The organism is Acinetobacter sp. V2 (assembly GCF_001188385.1).
GTDB lineage: Bacteria > Pseudomonadota > Gammaproteobacteria > Pseudomonadales > Moraxellaceae > Acinetobacter > Acinetobacter oleivorans.
This window is the reverse complement of sequence record NZ_JZFB01000001.1, coordinates 456,526-459,010: the sequence shown is the minus strand read 5'-3', so window position 1 is coordinate 459,010 and position 2,485 is coordinate 456,526. Positions and strand designations below refer to the sequence as shown.

Genomic DNA, 2,485 nt, shown 5'->3' with positions numbered 1-2,485 from the left:
ATTCAATGTCAGGGATCTTATTTACGCAATTACACTCGGCAGAACTAGGTGGTATTGCATTATTAACTGATTTATTTAGAGAAATTGTGGCTATATTTTTAATGTATACAATGGGATGGCGTTTTCCACGCCCTGCTATCTCAAGTGCTGGCGCAACATCAATGGATGTTACCTTAGCCATGGTAAAACAGTCATGTGGTACACATTATGTACCACATGCCATGATGAGCGGCTTATTATTAAGCCTACTCGCCCCGCTATTAATTAGCTTATTCCTAAATTTTTAAGCAATTGAAGTAAGAATAGACTTCAACATTTCTGTTGGATTTTCTGCTTTAGTAATCGGTCGACCAATAACCAAGTGTGTAGAACCATCAAGCATAGCCTGCTTGGGAGTCACAATACGTTTTTGGTCGTCCGCATTTGAACCTTCTGGACGAATACCAGGTGTTACTAAAGAGAAGTCTTGTCCAATCAAGTCGCGAAGAATTTTAGCTTCTTTTGCAGAACAGACCACACCATCTAATCCACTTTCTTTAGTGAGTTTAGCTAAGCGTTTTACATGCTCTACTGGCTCAACATCTAGACCAATATCTTTTAAATCTTCACGGCCCATTGAAGTTAACACAGTAACCGCAATTAATTGAGTTTGATAGTTACCTGCTTTTAAGCGTTCTACACAAGTTTCCATCATTTTACGACCACCAGAAGCATGGACGTTGACCATCCACACGCCTAAATCAGCTGCTGCACAAACAGCCTGAGCGGTAGTATTTGGAATATCATGAAATTTAAGATCGAGAAAAACTTCAAAGTTTTGTTCTTGAAGTTTTTTTACAACAGATGGGCCTTCATGAGTAAAAAGCTCTTTACCTACTTTTACACGACATAAAGTAGGATCAAGTTGTTCAACAATTTTTAAAGCGTCATATTGGCTTTTTGCATCTAACGCAACAATGATACTCAAGAGACTTTCTTCCATCACATAAAATCAGCATCATTATAATAGACAAGTCATCAAGTAATAAAGAAATGTATAAGGAAGGCTTTCAAATTTAGAGACAATAATTTTATGGGAATTTATTTTTAGAAAAATACAAAGAAGAACAGGCGAATAAATTAAGGAATTTACTACTCTTTACTCGTAAATAAAGAGTAGTGTTCGAATTATAACGGAGTAGAGTTTTTATCTTGGGGATAAACATCTAAAACGGTTTTTTCATGTCTTACATTTGCAGCGGCTTCTGCTGCTGCCAATTGAGCACTTTGAATCTGTTCTTTTCTCAAATGGTCAATATCTTTGCGAAGACGCTTAATTTCCCAGCCTTTTTGAAATACCCTGAAAACTTGCACGCCTAACAAAAGACCAACCACCGTTCCAAGCACCAATGTGAGTAGCAATAATAAGCCTAAACGCATAGCTGGAACTTGGGTAAATAACAAATCAACAGACAGCTCTGTTGGATTTTGCAATACAAGTGCTAAAGAATAACCAAATACAACAATAAGCAATGCAATTAAAATATAACGCATAGGCACCCCGCTTATAAATTTTTATTTATTTCCCGGATTCGTTGACTGCATCACGCAGTGCTTTACCGGGTTTGAAATGTGGAACAGCTTTAGCTGCCACTTCTACTGATCTTCCTGTTTTAGGATTACGACCAACTCTTGGATCACGGTGGTGTAAAGCAAAGCTACCGAAACCACGGATTTCAATTCGATTATCAGTTGATAGGGCCTCTATCATTTGATCAATCATAATTTTAACCGCCTCTTCCACCAAAGGTTCAGCTAAGTGTGGGTTTTTCAGCGCAATGCGTTCAATCAAATCAGACTTATTAAGAGCTTCAGTAGTCATCTACGACCTCGTTATTTATTGCTACTCTATGTCGTCTGATAATAACCTGTTTAAATACAAAACGGTAGCGCAGTATGTTGAATACTAGGCTACCGTTTACAGTAATTTGTATAAAAAGTACAATTCCGTTACATGAAACTGTACTTTGTTAACCTATTACTTCATTTGTGCTTTAATCAAATCACCAATAGTCTTAGGACCATTTTCTTGATTTGTTGTTGCTGTACGCAAGCTAGCAACTGCTTCTTTCTCTTCAGCTTCGTCTTTTGCTTTAACAGACAAGTTGATAGAGCGAGATTTACGATCAACGTTGATGATTTTCGCTTCAACTTCTTGACCAACTTCTAAGAATTTAGTTGCATCTTCAACGCGGTCACGGTTGATTTCAGAAGCTTTAAGAGTAGCTTCTACTTCGTCAGCCAACTTAACAGTTGCGCCACGAGCATCAACTGCAGTTACAGTACCTTTAACTAAAGCACCGCGTTCGTTAGCAGCTAAGAAATCATTGAACGGATCGCTGTTCAATTGCTTGATACCAAGGCTGATACGGTTACCTTCAGCGTCTACAGACAAGATAACAGCTTCAACAGTGTCACCTTTCTTGTAACGACGAATAGCTTCTTC

General features: G+C 38.1%; 5 protein-coding genes. 1 reads left to right on the top strand and 4 read right to left on the bottom strand.

Annotated features, from left to right (window positions below; all coding sequences use genetic code 11):
- A partial coding sequence (locus tag UC75_RS19785) for a LysO family transporter (RefSeq protein WP_228137023.1) occupies window positions 1-287 on the top strand: 287 nt, incomplete at its 5' end.
- On the opposite strand, the gene pyrF is transcribed toward UC75_RS19785, so the two are convergent.
- From pyrF to UC75_RS19780, 4 genes are all read right to left on the bottom strand, one after another.
- The gene (gene pyrF, locus UC75_RS02140; RefSeq protein ID WP_049836528.1) at window positions 284-982 is read right to left on the bottom strand and encodes an orotidine-5'-phosphate decarboxylase; all 699 of its coding nucleotides are present in this window, start codon (window positions 980-982) and stop codon (window positions 284-286) included. The genes UC75_RS19785 and pyrF overlap by 4 nt on opposite strands.
- Window positions 983-1,167: 185 nt before the next feature.
- On the bottom strand, window positions 1,168-1,533 hold the full coding sequence (locus UC75_RS02135) for a lipopolysaccharide assembly protein LapA domain-containing protein (RefSeq protein WP_004792713.1): 366 nt from the start codon (window positions 1,531-1,533) through the stop codon (window positions 1,168-1,170).
- Window positions 1,534-1,558: 25 nt separating this feature from the next.
- Window positions 1,559-1,861, bottom strand: coding sequence for an integration host factor subunit beta (locus UC75_RS02130; RefSeq protein ID WP_003651488.1), 303 nt, complete (start codon window positions 1,859-1,861; stop codon window positions 1,559-1,561).
- Between the two features lie 156 nt (window positions 1,862-2,017).
- Window positions 2,018-2,485 (bottom strand): S1 RNA-binding domain-containing protein (locus UC75_RS19780; protein ID WP_228137022.1); only part of this gene is annotated, 468 nt, incomplete at its 5' end.

Coding starts and splice junctions, on each gene's coding strand:
- pyrF (WP_049836528.1), bottom strand. CDS start 982: ATGGAAGAAAGTCTCTTGAGTATCATTGTTGCGTTAGATGCAAAAAGC.
- UC75_RS02135 (WP_004792713.1), bottom strand. CDS start 1,533: ATGCGTTATATTTTAATTGCATTGCTTATTGTTGTATTTGGTTATTCT.
- UC75_RS02130 (WP_003651488.1), bottom strand. CDS start 1,861: ATGACTACTGAAGCTCTTAATAAGTCTGATTTGATTGAACGCATTGCG.